This window comes from Vibrio sp. Sgm 5, from assembly GCF_026241575.1.
GTDB classification, from domain to species: Bacteria; Pseudomonadota; Gammaproteobacteria; order Enterobacterales; family Vibrionaceae; genus Vibrio; species Vibrio jasicida.
This window is the reverse complement of record NZ_JAPHPY010000072.1, coordinates 1-18441: the sequence shown is the minus strand read 5'-3', so window position 1 is coordinate 18441 and position 18441 is coordinate 1. Positions and strand designations below refer to the sequence as shown.

The following is an 18441-nucleotide window of genomic DNA, read 5'->3' as shown; positions in this document are numbered from 1 at the left end:
TGAAACTCAGTATATTGCTTAATAACTGAACAACTTTGGGCTGCCATGTCTTCCAACCGAATTAAGCAACAAAGCCAAGAAGATGGAATAAGAAAGAAAATGGAAGAGTAGCTTCTTACATATTTAATTCTTCGAAAGGGGATCTACCCTTATTACATCTAAAGATTGGTTATGTTTTTGTTATATTTCACAGAGTTTACTGCTTCGATATACAGAATGTGACTTGTTTTTATAGATTGGTTGATACGACGAAAAAGATGACCGTGAAGGTTTATTCTATACATTTTAAACTCAAACGATAGTTATATTTAAAGAAGAAAAAAAAGGATGCTTAATAATTATTGAGCATCCAAAATGGTAAAATAAAAACCACAAAAGGCTTAATGTCGAATCCTAATGATAACTGGCTGAAATGATGTTTTGTAGTGAGTTTATGCAAAAAACAACACCATTTGCGCAAACGGCCGAGCCTTAGAACTAAAGCGAATATTAAATTTGCTTTCAACTTTGAGTGTTTGCGTTATTTGATGTATTTTTTGCGCAACCTTTGTTGGTGGTTCTTTTTTCTTGGGCTAGCTTGAAAATGTCAGAGGAGCGTATGGTATGACAAAGGCGATTGAAGCTCTATTCAACAAAATTAACACATTAATTGATAAGTTGTATTGATTAGGTTTTTATGACAAAAATTTTTATTAGATATAAACTGCTATACATAAATGTCTTTATTTTGGATCTAAATTTTTTATATGGTTTCACCACAGGTGTCTGGCAAGAGAGTTTTTATGGGGAATTTAATACATCATTATTCTTTTCATCTTTTTCCGGGGTGAGTCTATGTTTATTTATATGCTCTTTGATATTGATTGTGATAAAAATAATTGTAGATTACAAGAAGTGAAATTATGAAGTATGTTGTTTTAGATAAGCATCTATGTGAAAGCAAGTGCTTTGAACGTTGTTCGAATGACGGAATTGTTGTTATTTACGTTGAGGATCTTGAAGGTGCTAAAACTTTGTTATGTCGGGAAAAAATTGATGTTTTTTTCTTTGATAGTAGCAGTTATGGCGTGGATGGAGTGATGTTTATCACTGAAATTCCCAATTATACTTTTCCCACGGTTGTTGTTAATACAAGCAGTGGCAACGGTGAAGTTGATTCTTTGGTAATAACGCTATTAAAAACTTCAGGCGCCAAAAAAGTATATTCCAGATTTGGTGGGCGCCATGACAATATTGAGATTTTTTCGATCCTAAATGATATAGAGGATGGGTATGCACTTTATAATAAAAACGAACCAACTGAAAGTGAAATGGATCCAGAGATTATCTTAAAAACTATCAGTGAAGGTAAACTAGTAAATTATTATCAACCTCAGTACTACGAAGATGTAGATAAGCCAATATCAGTAGAGGCTCTTGCTAGGTGTGAGCATCCTGTATATGGTCTAATATCACCTTCGGTTTTCATTCACCTTATCGATATGGACTCATTGTTTTGGGGGGGCTTAGAAAGGGCTTTAAGAGACTTTTCAGATCTACCCAAAGATTTAAAACTATCTATAAATATAAATCAAAGAACATTGCAAAAGCCGATAAGTAAAGAACTATTGAATTTATGTTCATGTTATAACTTTGAGCCTTCAAGGTTAACTCTTGAGCTTACAGAAGATGAGGCTTTTGATGGGGGGGTAATAGCGCTAGCAAATGTGGTAGCAATTCGTATTGCGGGTATCGGTTTAGCTATTGATGATTTTGGAACAGGTCATTCAAGCCTAAGCCAACTAGTTTCCTTACCTTTTACCGAATTAAAATTAGACCGCAAGTTTGTTTATAATATTAGAAATAGCTATAAAAATCAAGAAATATTAAAGATAAGCATGCTGTTGGCTAATTCTTTGGGGATGAACTTGATTGCTGAAGGGGTGGAAGAGTTCGAAACATTGAACTACATAAAAAAATTGGGTGTAAGCTATTATCAAGGGTATTTTTTAAGTATGCCAATGAACTTGAACCAGCTGAAAGAATTGGTTTTCTGATGTGGGAGTAAGTTAACTCGGTGCGGCAGGAAAATGGTTTTCGTGTGATGTTGGCGTTGAATATAACACCTATCTCTGAGGAGAATGTGATATAAAACATAAACCCTGCTTTCATACAGGGTTTATGTTTTATCTAATGAATTGATATTGATTTTGCGTAAGAAATTTTGTTCTATGCCATTTTCTGAGAATTCTTATTTAATTTTGAGGGTTTCATTGTAATTAAAGAGTGTAATTAATTGTGTAATTATCTAGAGAAAATGGTTGCTCATCTTTAGATATAATTAAAAGCATTGCTTCGCTATCTTTGTAATTAATCAATGTTCGAATGCTATAATATTTCGAACAGCCAAGAAATTCTTCTGAGGCTAGCGTTTTTAGGTTGTTATTTTTGAATGTGTCGTCAAAGTGTTTGCAGAGTGTGAAGCTGGCCTTAGAAACGATGTCTTTGCTTTTGTTAATTGTATCTGAGATGGTGTCTGACAACGTACCTCTGTTCTTGTTTTTTTGAATAACGTCATCATAAGCTTGGTTGTAATATAAGTCCTTTCCGGACTTTAAGCAGCGAATGCAAGCGAGGCTATGAATTGAGTCTATTAGTCTTTCGATTAGCATGGTTATTGATCTCCTAAAGTACTGTCTTGGTATTTATTGTCACATTAGTCCTGCTGAATTGACATCTTATTTTGTGCAGGAATGCCTTACTTTTGTGCAGTAGTGAAGGCTTAAATTATGTTGATTTTTATTTTTTCAATATTGCGCAAGTTTTATATTCTTATGTGCAATATTGGGTTTAGTGGCTATTTATTTTTTTGTGTGTGTGGTTTAATTGATAGAAGAAGTAATAAGAAGTATAGCCTTAACATAATAGAGCGTCGAAACATGAATAAAGTGCTAGACAATCTTCATGAACGAAGTAATAGTTTCAGTGCCCTCGTTTTTGATAAAGTAATTTATGCTACTGGGGTAAAAGGGGGTATTGGCAAGGATGCTACTGTGCTTAGTGGTAAAAAAATCATCATATTAAAATGTGAGGTAGGGGGGGGGAAGTATAAATCAAGGAAATTAACTATTTACAATGCTAATCACGATTCATTTAGTCCTATCCCAGTAGTTGACGCAGACCATATTGTTGCAATAAGAGAGGATTTCTTCGATGCGGCAGAAGCACCAGCAATTATGTTGGGAGGTTTCTCTAACATTCATGATAATTTGATATGTGACTTGATTTTGTCTATCAATAAATCATCTACTCCCGAGTTCTTGTTGGCGGCAATAGCTAACTTAGTTGCGGTTGAATATCGAGATATGAGTGAGAAAACGAAGTTTCAGCGTGTTGTTGAGGCAGTAGAAGCGAACTACCTAGATGAAGACTTTTCTCTTGATGCATTGTCAAAAGAAGTATTCATGTCTCGGCGTAAATTGCAATATATACTATCGTCTGAAAACGTATTCTTTTTAGATTTAGTGAACTCTTATAGGATAAGCCATCTAAAAAATTTGCTAAAGCAACAGCCTACATTTTCACTAACTAGAGTGGTCACTGATTCAGGGTTTAAAAACACAGCTGCAGCAAATCGAGTGATAAAAAAACATTTAAATATGTCGCTGAAAGATCTGAAGTCCACAATTGTGGCTAAGGAGATAAAAAAGACAACTAACGAACACTTCTCTGGCGTTAGTAATTACATTTAGTTTGTGGTTGTGTGTGCCCGTAAGGCTATCTTAGATTTAAATATATATACCGAATCAACTTGAAGATGCTGGCTTGATAATCTGAAAATTATCATTAATTCGAGATATCAAAGAGCCTGCGATCTCCGGAAGAGTCATTGCAAAAAAATGGTCTATTGCCGCCTTGAAGTCCCGTTTTCTTTTGAAGTAAACGTTGTTCCTCGAATCTAAAATTTGAGAGTTATGTAACAAAATGAATAAACTTGCCTTGTCCCTCATAGCGGTAACAATTCTTTCGGGTTGTTCTGTTACTGGTTCCCATTTAGAAACAAGTAACAAAACCGTTATTGAAAGTAAAAATAATGAAAATGAATTGAAATATAACTTATTCCCTTTAACACCTCAAAATGTTAATTCATTTAATGACAACTCAGTTGTTAGTTCAACTACTAGCCAAACGTTACGTACACAAATTGCTAATTATGAATACAAAATTGGGGTTGGTGATATTTTAAACGTAACCGTATATGACCATCCAGAGCTTACTACCCCAGCAGGTTCTTACCGTTCAGCGAGTGATTCTGGTAATTGGGTACATTCAGATGGGACCGTTTTTTATCCTTACATTGGCAAAGTACAAGTAGTCGGTAAAACCGTTTCAGAAGTTCGAGACGTGATCGCTGTGCGACTAGCACAATACATTGAAAAACCGCAAGTAGATGTAAGTGTTGCATCATTCAGATCTCAAAAGGTTTACGTGACGGGTGAAATTAAAAACCCGAACCACTTAGCAATAACGAATATCCCTTTAACGGTGTTAGATGCCGTCAACAAGGCTGGTGGTCTAAAAGATGACGCAGACTGGCGAAACGTTACATTAACGCGTGACGGTAAAGAAACACACATTTCTTTATACGCCCTGATGCAAAACGGGGATCTTACACAGAACCACCTTTTAAAGGACAACGACATTATTCACGTACCACGCGATGACGCTCAAAAGGTGTTTGTTATGGGTGAAGTGTTGAAACCAGATGTGGTCAAGATTGATCGTGCAGGTTTGTCGTTAACAGAGGCATTGAGTTCCGTTGGTGGCATTAACGAACTTTCAGCGTCTTCTACGGGTATCTTTGTTATTCGTAAAAGCACCACTGAAAACGTTGTTGCTGATATCTACCAGTTAGATTTGAGTGATGCTTCAAGTTTCGTTCTTGGTACTGAATTTGAACTGCAACCTTATGACACCGTTTATGTCACAGATGCACCTATCACACGTTGGAACCGCTTGATCAGTCAATTACTTCCGACGATTTCAGGGTTCAACGAACTATCAGAAGGTGTTTTACGAGTTCGAAATTGGTGATTTGAATGTTTAATAAAATTGTCGTGGTTTGTGTTGGCAATATCTGTCGTTCCCCTTACGGTGAAGCTGTTTTACAAAAGATGTTACCAGAAAAGTACATTTCATCTGCAGGTATTATGGTTGATAGTTCGGGGCTAAGTGAAAACCCAGCGAACGAAACAGCCATAAAAATCGCAAGTGAACGTGACATTGATTTAACTAAGCACAAAGCACAGCAGTTAACCAAAGAAATGTGTTTAACCGCGGATTTACTTTTGGTGATGGAGCCGAAACATATCGGATTACTTACCGATATTTGCCCTGAAGCACACGGTAAAACCATGTTATTAAGTCGTTGGGTTGAACAAGTTAATTCAATTAGCGACCCACATAAAAAAAGTGATGAAATGTTTAGACACGTTTACGAAATCATTGATCAGTCGTGCTCTAAATGGGCTGAAAAGCTCAAATAAAATTTGGCTGTGTATCCGTCAAGGCTCATCCCTAAACTTTAATATTGATACACAACCACCCTATTAATTTTGAATATTCGATGAGTGTTCAAAAATTATATCGCTCTTTAACAATTTGGAAATAAAAAGTAACCATTTAAAGCTTAAAGCTTTAATTTTATAAGGTGCTTAATTGACTGGAATAATAAACCAGTCGATTAACTGTTACGCTTTCCATCAATAGAAATAAGGAAAGCGTAATGGTTAGTTTTTAATCACCATGAGTTAATGTAATGAGCACACAAAAAAATCCTGAGATTATCGATCTTAGTAAATTGTTAGGTATTATTCGGGATAGTAAAAAAATGATCGCTGCTAGTACCTTGCTTTGTGTATCATTAGGTACTGGTTATGCTGTACTTTCTCAACCTATTTATAAAGCTGATGCTTTGATTCAGGTAGAAGAGAAATCAAACGGTTTAGCTTCACTTGGTGATATGTCGGAAATGTTCGCACAAGAAGGACGTTCCGCAACTGAAATCGAGTTACTTAAATCTCGTATGGTGTTGGGTTCGACGGTTGACGATTTAGATTTAACAACGGTTGTTACCCCTGATTACTTCCCTATCGTCGGTGCAGGTGTTGCCCGTTTAAGCGGTGACACTAAGATCGCTAACATCTCTGAATTTATCGCACCTATCGGTAACTACAAGCTCGTTGTGGATCACAACACGTTTACACTCTTTGATGAATATGATCAGTTGGTTCTAGGTGGTGCAGTTGGTGAAACTGCTTCGAATAATGATGCTGACATTTCAATGAAAATTCATTCTGCTTCTGCAGATAGCACTTTCAACGTTTCAAAAATTACACGACGTGAAGCAATCAACCGATTGAAACAATCACTTTCTGTTTCTGAACTTGGTAAACAAACGGGTATGCTTTCTTTGTCTGTAACTGGACTCAACAAAGCGCACCTAGAACATGTTCTAGCTAGTATCTCTGATAACTACATAACGCAAAACATTGATCGCAATGCTCAAGAAGCAGCTAACAGTTTAGCGTTCTTAGAGGGACAACTACCTCACGTAAAAGAGAAACTAACGGTTTCAGAAAACCAGTTGAACAGCTTTCGCGTTAAGAATAAATCCGTTGATTTAGGTCTTGAAGCAAAATCAACATTAGAAGTCATGGTAGGTATCGAAGCACAATTGAATGAACTGACTTTCAAAGAGTCAGAAATCAGTCAACGTTTTACGAAAGATCACCCGTCTTATGCTGCACTAATCGAAAAGCGCAATACGCTTCTAGAAGAACGTGACCGCTTGAACAAGCAAGTGCACAAGCTACCAAAGACGCAACGTGAAGTGCTGCGATTAACCCGCGACGTTGAATCGAATCAAGCTATCTATCTTTCGATGCTGAACAAGATCCAAGAACTGCACGTAATGAAAGCAGCGACGACGGGCAACGTTCGTTTAGTCGATGAAGCAAGCGCAATTGATAAAGCGGTTAAACCTAAAAAACCTTTGATTGCTTTAGCGTCTCTTATGTTCGGTTTTTTGTTTGGTTCTGGTATCGCTTTAGTTCGTTCTATCATGAACAAGGGCATTACTTCACCTGAAGAACTCAATCAAATCACCTTACCCGTTTACGCAACGATTCCACATACAGACGAACAGAAGACCCTTGATAAAGTAAAAGATAAACGCCTAATTGCCAGTGCTAACCTTGCTGACCTTAGCGTAGAAGCGATTCGAAGTTTGCGAACTGCTTTGCACTTTGCTTTGATGGACGCTAAAAACAACGTAATCATGATCACGGGTTCTGCACCTGGAGTCGGTAAAAGCTTTGTATCTGCGAATCTTGCTAAAGTGATTTCTGAATCTGGTAAAAAGGTTCTTTTGATTGATAGCGATATGCGCCGAGGTACTATCGAAAAGTATTGCGGATTGGATAACGTGATCGGTTTATCGGATCTTCTTTCTAGTGAAGATTGGGAAATCGAAGACGGCATTCAACGAGTAAATGAAACGTTCCATGTTGTTACCCGTGGCACGACTCCCCCGAACCCTAGTGAACTGTTAATGCACCCTCGTTTCGCTGAATTAGTCGGTTTAGTGTCTGATAACTACGATTACGTGATTATCGATACGCCACCTATTCTAGCGGTTACTGATCCGTGTTTAGTTGGTGCTTTGTGTGGAACTTCGTTAATGGTTGGACGTTTTGAACAGACGACGTTAAAAGAGGTTGAAGCAGCGAAAGAACGTTTCGAACAGAACGGGGGTAACATCAAAGGTTTCGTGCTAAACGGAATGGTTAAACGTGCTTCTGGTTACGGGTACGAATACAACTACGGGTATGAATCGAAGTGAGTTTAAAGAAAAACGTCGTAGGGTTGGCAACAGCTCAAATCTTTAACTACGTTTTACCGCTTCTACAGTTCCCCTATTTGACCAGAACGTTAGGTACTGAATTATTCGGTTTAGTAATGTTTGGATTATCTGCAACGATGTTAGTTCAGGTAATCACAGATTACGGGTTCGACATCTCGTTAACTAAAGAGATTTCAGAAAGAAAACGAACTAAACGAAAGTTAGGATCTTATCTCTATCAATCGTTGGTTTTAAAATCGTTATTGCTTTTTATCTCGTTGACGGTTATCACGATCGTAGCGTTTAACTCTGAACTAAAGAATTACGAAACGTTTTCTTTGTTTATTTTTTTTAGTATTGTTATAAACGGGATAGCACCGTATTGGATTTTCCAATCATTAGAAAAAAGTTATGTATTTGCAAGAATAGCAATTACTTTTCGTGTGATTTCGTTAGTTCTGGTTTTTGTCTTAATCAAAGAACCTAGCGATTACTTTTTATATTCCGCAATCATGGCATTAACCGCACTAGGAACGTGTGTAGTGTCTTATTACATTATCTGTAATCAGTGGGGTATAAAACCTGTCAGAACAGCATTCAATAATGTTATAGAACTCGGAAAGAATAGTTTTGAGTTCTTCCTTTCCCGTGTCGGTGCGTCAATGTTAATTTCTAGCTCTACGGTTTTTCTAGGTTCATTCGGCACACTAACCCAAGTTGCTTTGTATAGTTCTGCTGAAAAACTTTACGGTGCAGGAATGGGGGTATTTAACCCAATAACTTCACCACTGATTCCATACATGAACCGAACGAAAAACTATGCAATGTTTTACAAGATAGTCTTTGTTTGTTTGTCGGTTTCAGTGTTGGGGGTATCGTTCGGTTTTGTTTTTGGTGATGATGTTTTACGGATCATATTTGGTCAAGAACTTGTATCAGCTAAACCGACGTTAGACGTGATGCTGATTTCATTAGCGATTAGTGTTGTTGGTGTTCTGTTTGGATATCCTGCTCTAATGCCATTAGGTAAAGAGAGACACGCAAACATAAGCGTTATGGTCGGTGGTTTGATTCACGTTATCATAGTTGGTGTACTAATATACACCAATAACGTCACGTCATTAAATTTTTCAATTTCGTTCTGTGTAAGTTCTATTGCATCAACTTCATATAGAGTTTTAATTTTCATTAAAAACAAATAAAGAGATTATCAATGCCAAATTCGGAAAAATGGTATAGTGCATTAAATTCGCTTAAGTTAATGCATTCAGAAATTGCAAAATTAATAAATGGAAGAAGTGTTGCATTCCTAGATGTACCTATGTACTACAACGTGGGCGATCTTCTAATTTTCAAAGGTACTGAACAGTTTTTTAAAGAACACAATATTAACGTGATTCACAGAAGCGATTGTTATAAACTACGACACAAAAAAATAAAAGAAGCTGATGTTATCTTGTTTCAAGGTGGTGGTAATTTTGGTGACATCTATCCTGCATTCCAAAACATGCGAGAAAAAATTGTATCAAAATACAAAGACAAGACAATAATCTGTTTACCACAAACTATTCACTTCAATTCAAAAGATCGTGAAAACAAGTCTGCAAACATTTTTAACCAACACAAAGATTTCCATTTCTTTGTGCGTGATGAGAATTCAAAAGAAATCGCAAAACAATTTACGCATAATGTAAAAATGATGCCAGATATGGCACACAGTCTACACCCACTGGTTGATTCATCAGAACTAACTACAAATGGTGTTCGCATCCTTAACCTAGTTCGAAATGACGACGAATCACCACAAGAAAAAAAGTTCCACGTTGATAAAAAGAGTTTCGATTGGGAACAAATTATCACGCAAAGTGACCTAGCTACTCGTTATGCGTGTCGATTTGGAAACCTAACTCCACTTGTAAACAAGTCTATGGAGTTATGGCTAAATCACATGGATGATGTGGTGTTTCGTTCGATAAACCACTTCTACGTTCATGATGTCGTAAAGACTGATCGCTTGCACGGTCTAATCCTTGCTGTGTTACTAGGTAAACGTGTTCTACTGGATGACAATTCATACGGAAAGAACACGTCCTATTACAAAGCGTGGATTTCTGACATTGATTTAATCGTACTGTCGTAAATGAAGTAAGCAGGTGATAAAACACCAGCTTAATTTTCATAAGAGTTTTATGAATTACCTATCAATAATAGTTAGAATTTTAGTTATTGCCCCATTGTTCTTTCTTATCGAATATCCATTTGACAAGAATCCAGATTATTATAACTACTATCTAAATTACATAAATCACATTGACAGATTTGACTTAGGCTATACCGTATTGTCAGTTACCATGCGTGATTTTTTAGCAATGGGATTTGATTCTCATTGGTATGCCTTAATTGTTATAGAACTTGTTCTCTTATTTTTTGTTTATAATAAAGTTCCAGTTCTTATACTAGCAATACCAAACTTAATACTAATGAGTCAGTTCTTGTACGGTACTCAGATTAGATATGCAATCGCTAGTCTAGTATTTTTGCTGGCGTTGAATGAGAACAATAAACCAACAAAACTATTAATAACAGCTTCGATTCTTCATTATGGTATAGCTATACCATCTCTATTGTACGGTGGTTTGACAAAAAAGATAACAGAATACTTAAAAGGTAATAGGATAAAACTGTTATTCTCTATCATTGTATTATCTTTTGTTGTTTTATTATTGAGTTTTAACATTTTCACGATGATAGAAAACACACGATTTTCGTATTTTACACCCGATAGCGAGTTTACAAGTGCAAAGTCATTATCATCAATAATTTATGTTCTTGTTTACTGGTTGGCTTTATTGGTAATAACACAGAGAAACAATGTTGAGTTTGATAAGTTATTATTATTCTCAATGCTGTTAATTACTTCTATATTGGCAACATCATCTATAGCTGTGCTATCGGGTAGATTATTACTGTTATTTTTTATGATCGAACCGTTTATAGCTTATAGGTTGATTCAATCAAACGAGAATGTTATTTTAAAACTATTACCTACAATTTTAATGACATCTAAAGCAATTTTTATGATATCATCAATGGATTTTTATTAATGAGAGTTCTTCATGTAGTTAACTACAACGGCGATTCAAAAAACGGAGTTGATGTTGTTATTGATAACATAATAAAACACAGCGATCACGAACACGAAATATTCAGTCTAACGAAAAGTGATAATTTGTTAGACTTACTATCTAACATATCTAAGTTCGATTTCGCTGTGATTCATACCGTATATAATCCAAAATCACTGATTATCATGACAGCGTTGAAAATGTTCAACGTGAGTTATAGCGTTTTCCCACACTCTAGTTTCACGAAAGAGTCTCAGAAAAAGTCTAAGCTGAAAAAGAAGATTTTTAATCTTTTATTAAATGTCTGTGTTAAAAATTCAGCTTATATCAATTTCCTTAATAAAGAGGAAATTGAGAATAGTATCAAACATCAAACAACTTCAGAGATTGTTGGTAATGGTATTAACTATGTCAACGAAACGTTTAAGAAGGATCGATACATTTCGTTCCTGTCACGTTATGACCTAACCCATAAAGGGATCGACCTCCTACTTCAATCAATAGATGTATGCTCTAATGAACTTAGAAATAGTGGATTTAAAATTGTCATGCATGGGGTTAGAGAGTTTGAACACGATTATCTATCCATGATTAATTTCGTAGCAGAAAAAGAAATTTCTGATATCGTCATTATTAATAATGAAATCACGTGCCAGAACGAAAAAAATCGTTTTCTCGGTGAATCTATGTTCTACATTCTGACATCCAGATACGAAGGGTTGCCCCTTACTGCATTAGAATCGCTTGCGTGTGATACACCTTTGCTAATCACGAAACAAACAAATCTTTCCGACATCGTAAATCGTTATGGTGTTGGTTTTGTATGTGATCTATCAGTAGATTCAATCGCAGAAATGATTAAAAAGGCGGTGGTAATTAACGATGAAAACTATTCATCTATTCAATGTCGCATAGGTGAAGTTGTTTCCAAAGAGTTACTGTGGAAATCAGTCGTAGGCAAACATGATGCAAACTACGAGAAATACAAATGAAAATAGCTTATTTGATACAATGTCATAAAAATCATGACCAAATAGTAAATTTAGTCAATTCACTTACTATTGATAATGATGACGTGTTTATTATCCACATTGACAAAAAATCGAAACAGCTAAAGCGTGACTTATGTACCACGTTTTTAAATTCAAAACGAGTTTGTATCGTAAAAAAATCGATTGATGTTAACTGGTCAGGTCTTTCCCAAATAAAAGCAACTTTAACAATGATGAATGAAGCGGTTCGAAATTTTGATTTTGATTATTGTTGCCTATTAAGCGGAGAGGACATCCCACTTAAAGTAAACACGTTTAAAGACTTTATAAGTTTAGAGAACAAATCGTTCATAGAGTTCAATAATGATAATGAAATCTACAAGTGGCGAATGGCGACATACAACATTTTTCGTGACACAAAGTATTCACGGAACAAAATAACGAGATTTATCGATAGCGGTTTATCAAAAGTTCAACGTATGTTAGGTATTTTCCGTGATAATTTTACTTTGGAAGAAATTTATCTAGGTTCTCAATGGTTTATTCTTAGAAAGGATCATGTTGAACTGCTTATGTCAAAAACAAACAAAAATTTGATTGATAAATTCAAGTACACATCGTGCCCTGATGAACATTTCTTTCAAATGTTGTTTAAATGGTATATTCCAGAAAAAGAATATAGAAAGTTTAATCTGCATTACATAGATTTCGATAACAGTTCAAGTCCTAAGTACATGAACGTTGACGAATTAGTTTTAGCAAGAAATGGTTTTAATTTCTTCGCACGTAAAGTTGACGAAGAAACCATGTTGAGATATTTGGAACTAAAATGAATCTATCAGTTCTAATGTCCCTGTACCACAAGGAAGATGCAGGGTTCTTATCGTTGGCGATGGAAAGCATTTATCGTCAAACAGTAAAACCGAAAGAAATAGTTTTAGTTCATGACGGTTTACTAAACGAAAGTCTTTATCGAGTTCTTGATAATTGGCGTGATAAAATAAACATCGTTGACGTGAATCTAGAAACAAATCAGGGACTAGGTAAAGCGTTAAACATCGGTCTACAACACTGTTCGTGTGATTACGTGGCACGATTCGATACAGACGACATCAACCACCCTACCCGTTTTGAAAAGCAACTAGATTTCTTCAAACAAAATCCTGATGTAAGTCTATGCGGTGGTCACATTGCGGAATTCAATTTCACCCCTGAAACGGTAACTGGTTACAGAACGGTTAAAATCGGTAGTTCTAGCGTAATGCGAATCAACCGACAAAACCCATTCAATCACATGACGGTTATGTTTAAAAAGCAATGTGTTTTAGATGTCGGTGGATACCAACATTTACACTTTATGGAAGACTATTATTTGTGGTTGCGCTTACATGCTGCGAACAAGAAACTTATTAACATCGATGAGGTTCTAGTTTATGCCCGTGTTGGTAACGGTATGCTTGAACGTCGTCGTGGTGCTAAGTATGCAACATCAGAGTTTCAGATCTTAAGTAAGATTTTGAAACTAGGGGTTTGTCGTAAACCATCAACGGTAGCGTTTTTCACAGTTCGTGCTGGTTTAAGATTACTACCTGAAAGCGCACTATCATTAGTCTACAAAAAGACAAGAACTAACAAAGAAGCAGTAACAGCATAAATGAAAGCAGTAATTCCAGTAGCAGGTTTAGGCACACGTATGTTACCTGCAACAAAAGCGATTCCTAAAGAGATGTTACCTTTAGTGGATAAACCACTAATCCAGTACATCGTTAACGAATGTGTGGCAGCAGGTATCAAAGAAATCGTTCTTGTTACCCATTCATCAAAGAACGCTATCGAAAACCACTTTGATACGTCCTATGAACTAGAAAGCGAACTAGAGAAGCGTGTTAAGCGTCAACAGTTAGACGAAATCCGTTCTATCTGTCCACCCGATGTAACGATCATGCACGTTCGACAAGGTAAAGCCTTAGGTTTAGGTCATGCTGTATTGTGTGCCAAACCAATGATCGGTGATGATGATTTTGTCGTGGTGCTTCCTGATGTGATTTTAGATGAGTATGAATCAGATTTAACCACACAAAACCTAGCAGGTATGATTAAGCAATTTGACAAAACGAAAGCTTCTCAAATCTTGGTTGAACCTGTTTCAGTTGAAGACGTTAGCAAATACGGAATAATTGATTTCTGTAAAACGGAGCGAGCAAAATCTGATGTGGCTATTTGTGGAATCGTAGAGAAACCGCAACAGCATTTAGCACCGTCTAACTTTGCAGTTGTTGGTCGTTACGTTCTATCTCGTTACATTTGGGATCTATTAGAAAATACACCAGTTGGTGCAGGTGGTGAAATTCAATTATCTGATGCTATCGACGCACTTATCGATCTAGAACCAGTAGAAGCGTTTCATCTAACTGGTGAATCGCATGATTGTGGTGACAAGCTAGGATATGCAAAAGCGTTCTTTAAATACGCACTTCGTCACCATTCAATCGGTTCCGATTTCAAAACGTTTTTAAACCAACAATAACTTTAAAAATAGGAACCTTTCGGTTCATCAGACTGCTGACAAAGGTCTAGCCATCAGGCTAGACCTTTGAGCTAATAGGGGTATCGAAATATGGATGCACCGATATGCTTCAAGAACCTTCTCCCCAACAATACGAAATTGAAATAGTAACGATGGAACAGTTAGTTCCTAAAGACCATTTAGTTCGCAAGATTGATAAAGCCATCGACTTCGAATTTATCCGTAATGAAGTTGCTCAACTCTATTGTAAAGACAATGGTCGCCCATCTATTGACCCTGTTCGACTCTTCAAAATCATTCTTCTCGGTTACCTCTTCGGCATAAAAAGTGAGCGATAGCTCGTGAAAGAAATTGAAGTGAACGTCGCATATCGCTGGTTCTTACGAATGTCCTTAACTGAGAAGGTTATTCATGCCTCGACACTGAGTCAAAACCGCATTCGTCGCTTCAATGGCACAAACGTATTCGAACGTATTTTCATCAACATCGTAGAGCAGGCTATGGCGAAAGGCTTAGTCGCTGGGCAACAATTATTTACCGATAGTACTCACCTAAAGGCAAATGCCAATAAGAACAAATACATCAATGAAGTCAGAGAGGTTCGTGCTAGTGCTTACCTTGAGATGCTTGATGAAGACGTCGCATTAGACCGAGAAAAAGAAGGAAAGAAGCCACTTAAAGCACGAGAGTCTGAGCCTAAAACCAAGAATACAAAGGTTAGCACTACAGATTCAGAAAGTGGTTTTATGACTCGCGATAAGAAGCCGCAAGGCTTCTTCTACCTTGACCATCGTACAGTCGATGGACGGCATGGGATTATCGTTGATACCCATGCTACCGCAGGTAATATCAATGACTCTCAACCGTATGTTGAACGATTGGATTATACGTTAGAGCTCCAATAGCAGTAAGGCTAGATGCAGGCTACTTTACGGCACCAGTGGCAGAATCATTAGAGCGTCTTAGGCGTCTTAGGCTACCGAAGACGCTCTCGCACAAAGAATACCCTCAAGAAAAAACACTTTATCTACAACAAAGTGACTGACACTTACCGATGCCCAAATGGACAAGAGTTAATCTACAAGACGACTTTAAGAGACGCCTATAGAGAGTATCACTCAGACCCGAAAGAGTCGCGCTTTGCCCATTGCGATAGAGCTGTACCCAAAGCAAAAATATGAGGAAGGTCATCACTCGACACATCTATACAGATGCGGTAGATAGAGCCAACCAAATGCGGCTCTCAACTTATGGTCGGAAGACTTACAGGCGGAGAAGTGAAACCGTGGAACGAAGCTTCGCTGATGCGAAACAACACCACGGGCACCGTTATGCTCGGTTCCGTGGTCTGAAAACGTGCAAATGCAGTGCTGGCTTGCAGCCGCCGCTCAAAATATTAAGAAGGTAGCTCTAGTGGTGAGTTATCTTCTAAAAATGAAGTTAGATCTGATACAGATACGGCAAATATTAGTCTCTAACTACTTGTTTAAGGGTTGGGTGATCTTAAATCTGGCATAGCGAAAATATCGCGATCGCGGCCTACGGCCGCTTATAAAAAAGAATCCCAGTTTCAAAAGTGGGGTTCGTTATCAATCTGAGGAACCTTTCGGTTCCTTTCTTTTTGAGCATTTCAATATGAAAAACACTCTAAACGTCTACTGTTCACTTGAATACGAACAGTTAGTAAAAGAAATCTTAGAGAAACATCAATTCAATTACACCCTAAACGATACTAATATCGAGGGGTTCAAAGGTCGAAAGATTATTCATTTCATGAGTTCACAGCTAGACAATGAAACGCATAACCTGTTAATCAAAGCGACAAAGTATGGAGCACACGTTGAACCACTTTCGGAATACCTTTCTAAAAAGCTAGGTTTCGTTGAACTTGAATTGCTTCACCCTGATTACTTCCTGCAACACAAGTCGTTTTCAATTCTTCGCAAGATGCATCACGAACTACCGAAACGAATGTTAGATTTGTTCATGGTTGCCTTACTCGCACCGATTGCGATCCCTGTTGGTTTAATCACAGCAGTCGCAATCAAGTTAGAATCAGAGGGGGATGTGTTCTTTAAACAGGAACGTGTCGGACGCTACAACCAACCGTTTAAGGTTATCAAGTTCCGTTCTATGGGAATTGATGCAGAAAAGAACGGTGCACAATGGGCGAGTAAAAACGATATGCGAGTAACACGTGTAGGTAAGTTTATTCGCAAGACTCGAATTGATGAGCTACCGCAACTTATCAACGTTCTTAAAGGTGAAATGTCCATGGTTGGCGCACGTCCAGAACGTGAGGTGTTCATTAAGGACTTAGAGAAAGTCATCCCTTACTATCGTTTCCGTCACGCTGCACACGTTGGTCTAACGGGATTAGCGCAAGTATCCTACCCTTACGGTGAATCGCTAGAAGATGCGAAATGGAAGCACAAATACGATGTGCATTACATCAAGCACCAATCGTTAATGATGGATCTTAAAGTCCTAGCTAAGACAGTTAAAGTTGTTCTGTTCGGTATGGGGCAATGATTAAACTGCTTAAACGCTTGCTTAACCATTTAGAAGAATGCGACAAGCAAGCTAAAATTATGAGAGATAAAGATCGGCAACCGTTCACCAGCAACGCATTGACACAAAAAAAGTGGCCATTCGCACTGGAGCCCACTTTACTTATTAAGTGATCATTCCTAGCGTTCATGCTAACTGCATGACTAAGAAAAAATCCGAATTCTCATCTATACCGAATCAACTTGAAGATGCAGGCTTGAGAACCTGAAAATTATCATTAATTCGAGATGTCAAAGAGCCTGCGATCTCTGGAAGAGTCACAGCAAAAAATTGGTCTATTGCCGCCTTGAAGTCCCGTTTTCTTTTGAAATAAACGTTGTTCCTCGACTTCTCATTCATTACTTTCCATAGCCGCTCTATTGGGTTGAGGTTTGGGCTGTAAGGTGGAAGATAATGCAGTTCAATATTCAAGACAAACGCCGCATCTCTGACTAAGTCACTGCGGTGATATCCCGCTCCATCTAAGATGATATGAAGCTTATGAACTAACGGATAACTCTCTCTTAACTTACAAAAAAAGCGAACAATCGTTTCACGGTTAATGCTCTCATAATCATGAACAATAGTAGCCCTAATATCTGACAAGTTCAGTGCGCCAATAATGTTCAATCGGCTACGATTGCCCGTTGTTTCAATCACTTTATCCTGACCAGTACGTATCCAACCATGAGATATTTTTGTTGATAAGGTTGGGTGAACAGCGTCGATAAAAACTATCGATTTATCCTTGCCACAGCTTGCCTTTAACGCTTCATAAGCCTCTATAAATGCTTGCTGTTTTGCTTCATCAAACTTGTGTGGTACGCCTTTCGGTTGCTTATAGCTAAAGCCATTGTGGTGAAGCCATTTGTTCATACCAGAGACAGTATAATCAAGTCCAAATGTCTCTTTTACGTAGGCGACAATTTGATGAGTATGAGAATAGGTTTCCTCAGTCAAATGCTCGATTAGGTCCATGGTTTGAATAGCAGAAAGCTTGCTTTGGCTTCCGCCATTTTCAGGCTTAAGTTTTTCAGAAAGTACATAGTCACTGAGGTGGCGTGCAACGGTCGATTCATGAATACGAAGAGCTTGTGAAATCATAGTCTAACTCCAGCCTTCAGAAGCCAGCAAAACAGCCTTAATACGGTCGCAAACTCGACTATCACGTTCAATGTCGTGCTTTTGTTCGAGTTGCAGTTTCTGTTGAGGAGTCAGTGTAATTTTCATGGTTCGTAGCATGATCCTGATTCTATCGAAAATCAAGCATCTTCAATGATCACGGGTATAGAAGCTACGATCTGATCGGCTACACCCATCAATCGTCGTAGCCTCATGCCTAAACCTCGTTACAAAACAACTAAC

At 37.4% G+C, this 18441-nt stretch carries 14 protein-coding genes and 3 pseudogenes; 14 read left to right on the top strand and 3 right to left on the bottom strand.

Annotation, left to right across the window (positions count from 1 at the left end):
- Positions 1 to 902 precede the first annotated feature (902 nt).
- Complete coding sequence (locus OQJ86_RS24330; RefSeq protein WP_265991671.1) at positions 903 to 2036, top strand: EAL domain-containing protein; 1134 nt, start codon at positions 903 to 905, stop codon at positions 2034 to 2036.
- A gap of 222 nt (positions 2037 to 2258) precedes the next feature.
- Here OQJ86_RS24330 and OQJ86_RS24325 read toward each other — a convergent pair whose 3' ends face one another.
- Positions 2259 to 2651, bottom strand: a complete 393-nt coding sequence (locus tag OQJ86_RS24325; RefSeq protein WP_265991668.1) for a hypothetical protein — start codon at positions 2649 to 2651, stop codon at positions 2259 to 2261.
- Positions 2652 to 2768: 117 nt separating this feature from the next.
- Here OQJ86_RS24325 and OQJ86_RS24320 point away from each other — a divergent pair, with 117 nt between their 5' ends.
- Entirely contained in the window at positions 2769 to 3731 is a 963-nt protein-coding gene (locus OQJ86_RS24320; protein ID WP_265991666.1) for an AraC family transcriptional regulator, read from the top strand.
- 54 nt (positions 3732 to 3785) lie between these two features.
- Here OQJ86_RS24320 and OQJ86_RS24315 read toward each other — a convergent pair.
- Positions 3786 to 3935 (bottom strand): annotated as a pseudogene (locus tag OQJ86_RS24315) (IS630 family transposase); the annotation flags it as partial.
- Positions 3936 to 3963: 28 nt separating this feature from the next.
- Between OQJ86_RS24315 and OQJ86_RS24310 the strand changes: the two are divergent.
- From OQJ86_RS24310 to OQJ86_RS24255, 12 genes and pseudogenes are all read left to right on the top strand, one after another.
- Positions 3964 to 5073 carry a polysaccharide export protein gene (locus tag OQJ86_RS24310; protein WP_265991664.1) on the top strand — a complete coding sequence of 370 codons (1110 nt, stop codon included), beginning with the start codon at positions 3964 to 3966 and terminating at the stop codon, positions 5071 to 5073.
- A 5-nt stretch (positions 5074 to 5078) separates the two neighbouring features.
- A complete protein-coding gene (locus OQJ86_RS24305) occupies positions 5079 to 5525 on the top strand; it encodes a low molecular weight protein-tyrosine-phosphatase (protein WP_265991663.1) in 447 nt (148 codons plus the stop codon).
- Between the two features lie 272 nt (positions 5526 to 5797).
- Positions 5798 to 7882, top strand: coding sequence for a polysaccharide biosynthesis tyrosine autokinase (locus OQJ86_RS24300; protein ID WP_265991661.1), 2085 nt, complete (start codon positions 5798 to 5800; stop codon positions 7880 to 7882).
- Entirely contained in the window at positions 7879 to 9084 is a 1206-nt protein-coding gene (locus tag OQJ86_RS24295) for an oligosaccharide flippase family protein (RefSeq protein WP_265991659.1), read from the top strand. Before OQJ86_RS24300 ends, OQJ86_RS24295 begins: the two co-directional genes overlap by 4 nt.
- 11 nt (positions 9085 to 9095) lie before the next feature.
- A complete protein-coding gene (locus tag OQJ86_RS24290) occupies positions 9096 to 10022 on the top strand; it encodes a polysaccharide pyruvyl transferase family protein (protein ID WP_265991657.1) in 927 nt (308 codons plus the stop codon).
- 49 nt (positions 10023 to 10071) lie between these two features.
- Positions 10072 to 10986: an EpsG family protein gene (locus OQJ86_RS24285; RefSeq protein ID WP_265991656.1), complete on the top strand. Its 915-nt coding sequence runs from the start codon at positions 10072 to 10074 to the stop codon at positions 10984 to 10986.
- Positions 10986 to 11999, top strand: coding sequence for a glycosyltransferase (locus OQJ86_RS24280; protein WP_265991655.1), 1014 nt, complete (start codon positions 10986 to 10988; stop codon positions 11997 to 11999). The genes OQJ86_RS24285 and OQJ86_RS24280 overlap by 1 nt, the downstream gene beginning before the upstream one ends.
- Complete coding sequence (locus OQJ86_RS24275) at positions 11996 to 12832, top strand: beta-1,6-N-acetylglucosaminyltransferase (RefSeq protein ID WP_265991653.1); 837 nt, start codon at positions 11996 to 11998, stop codon at positions 12830 to 12832. The genes OQJ86_RS24280 and OQJ86_RS24275 overlap by 4 nt, the downstream gene beginning before the upstream one ends.
- Complete coding sequence (locus OQJ86_RS24270; RefSeq protein ID WP_265991651.1) at positions 12829 to 13653, top strand: glycosyltransferase; 825 nt, start codon at positions 12829 to 12831, stop codon at positions 13651 to 13653. The genes OQJ86_RS24275 and OQJ86_RS24270 overlap by 4 nt, the downstream gene beginning before the upstream one ends.
- Positions 13654 to 14526, top strand: coding sequence for a UTP--glucose-1-phosphate uridylyltransferase GalU (galU, locus tag OQJ86_RS24265; protein WP_265991649.1), 873 nt, complete (start codon positions 13654 to 13656; stop codon positions 14524 to 14526).
- A gap of 104 nt (positions 14527 to 14630) precedes the next feature.
- Positions 14631 to 16044 (top strand): annotated as a pseudogene (locus OQJ86_RS24260) (IS1182 family transposase).
- A 117-nt stretch (positions 16045 to 16161) separates the two neighbouring features.
- On the top strand, positions 16162 to 17058 hold the full coding sequence (locus OQJ86_RS24255) for a sugar transferase (RefSeq protein ID WP_265991647.1): 897 nt from the start codon (positions 16162 to 16164) through the stop codon (positions 17056 to 17058).
- Positions 17059 to 17274: 216 nt separating this feature from the next.
- On the opposite strand, the pseudogene OQJ86_RS24250 reads toward OQJ86_RS24255, so the two are convergent.
- A pseudogene (locus tag OQJ86_RS24250) lies at positions 17275 to 18306 on the bottom strand (IS630 family transposase).
- Positions 18307 to 18441: the final 135 nt, after the last annotated feature.

Bases quoted from the DNA above. Each gene is read 5' to 3' on its own strand.
- OQJ86_RS24330 (WP_265991671.1), top strand. From the start codon at position 903: ATGAAGTATGTTGTTTTAGATAAGCATCTATGTGAAAGCAAGTGCTTT.
- OQJ86_RS24325 (WP_265991668.1), bottom strand. From the start codon at position 2,651: ATGCTAATCGAAAGACTAATAGACTCAATTCATAGCCTCGCTTGCATT.
- OQJ86_RS24320 (WP_265991666.1), top strand. From the start codon at position 2,769: ATGTTGATTTTTATTTTTTCAATATTGCGCAAGTTTTATATTCTTATG.
- OQJ86_RS24310 (WP_265991664.1), top strand. From the start codon at position 3,964: ATGAATAAACTTGCCTTGTCCCTCATAGCGGTAACAATTCTTTCGGGT.
- OQJ86_RS24305 (WP_265991663.1), top strand. From the start codon at position 5,079: ATGTTTAATAAAATTGTCGTGGTTTGTGTTGGCAATATCTGTCGTTCC.
- OQJ86_RS24300 (WP_265991661.1), top strand. From the start codon at position 5,798: ATGAGCACACAAAAAAATCCTGAGATTATCGATCTTAGTAAATTGTTA.
- OQJ86_RS24290 (WP_265991657.1), top strand. From the start codon at position 9,096: ATGCCAAATTCGGAAAAATGGTATAGTGCATTAAATTCGCTTAAGTTA.
- OQJ86_RS24285 (WP_265991656.1), top strand. From the start codon at position 10,072: ATGAATTACCTATCAATAATAGTTAGAATTTTAGTTATTGCCCCATTG.
- OQJ86_RS24280 (WP_265991655.1), top strand. From the start codon at position 10,986: ATGAGAGTTCTTCATGTAGTTAACTACAACGGCGATTCAAAAAACGGA.
- OQJ86_RS24275 (WP_265991653.1), top strand. From the start codon at position 11,996: ATGAAAATAGCTTATTTGATACAATGTCATAAAAATCATGACCAAATA.
- OQJ86_RS24270 (WP_265991651.1), top strand. From the start codon at position 12,829: ATGAATCTATCAGTTCTAATGTCCCTGTACCACAAGGAAGATGCAGGG.
- galU (WP_265991649.1), top strand. From the start codon at position 13,654: ATGAAAGCAGTAATTCCAGTAGCAGGTTTAGGCACACGTATGTTACCT.
- OQJ86_RS24255 (WP_265991647.1), top strand. From the start codon at position 16,162: ATGAAAAACACTCTAAACGTCTACTGTTCACTTGAATACGAACAGTTA.